Here is a 598-nt window from a genome sequence, read left to right as displayed (position 1 = left end):
AGAAAGCCTCATGCACAGACGTCCGCCTATCTGCTTTCCCAAGTGACGCGGGTTGATATTCCGGCATTAATTCAAATGATCAGATAGCACATCGGCCGGCACAAGCTGATCCATCAGCTCCTTCACCGTCGTTTGCTCGACGGTGGCCCGCACGCTCTATCCGGCCCACAATGACATGTTATCCGTATTCCCGTCAAGCTTCGCCTGTTTTCTCATCGGTTGCGTCAGCGTGTTTTGCAGAGGATAAGGCAGCGCTTCAGCTTCTTCCTGGCGTCTGTCTTCCATCCACTGATTGACGATGCCTCTTGCCGGCTTCCCCGAGAACAAACGGGTCAGGCTTGTGTCGGTTTCAACCGCTTCGAACAATTTTTGTTTGTAGGCAGGGTGTGTTCCGCTTTCTTCGCACGTCAAAAAAGCGGTACCGATTTGAACGCCCTGTGCGCCGAGGGCAAAAGCTGCAGCAACACCTCTTTTGTCAAAAATGCCGCCCGCTGCGATAACCGGAACCGACACATGATCTGCCGCTTGGGGAATTAAGGACATCGAGCCGACAGCAGGCTCTCCCTTCGTTTTCAAGAAGGCTCCCCTGTGGCCGCCC

Annotated in this window: 2 pseudogenes; one reads left to right on the top strand and one right to left on the bottom strand. The window is 54.3% G+C overall.

The annotated features are described in order from the left end of the window. Positions 1–87: pseudogene (locus tag ACWHAR_RS29575) on the top strand (protein-glutamine gamma-glutamyltransferase); the annotation flags it as partial. Here ACWHAR_RS29575 and ACWHAR_RS29570 read toward each other — a convergent pair. Next, a pseudogene (locus ACWHAR_RS29570) lies at positions 67–598 on the bottom strand (NAD(P)H-dependent flavin oxidoreductase); the annotation flags it as partial. The pseudogenes ACWHAR_RS29575 and ACWHAR_RS29570 overlap by 21 nt on opposite strands.

Source organism: Bacillus sp. LR--39 (assembly GCF_053613335.1).
The sequence above is the reverse complement of the archived record's forward strand: the minus strand, read 5'-3'. Positions and strand labels throughout refer to the sequence as shown.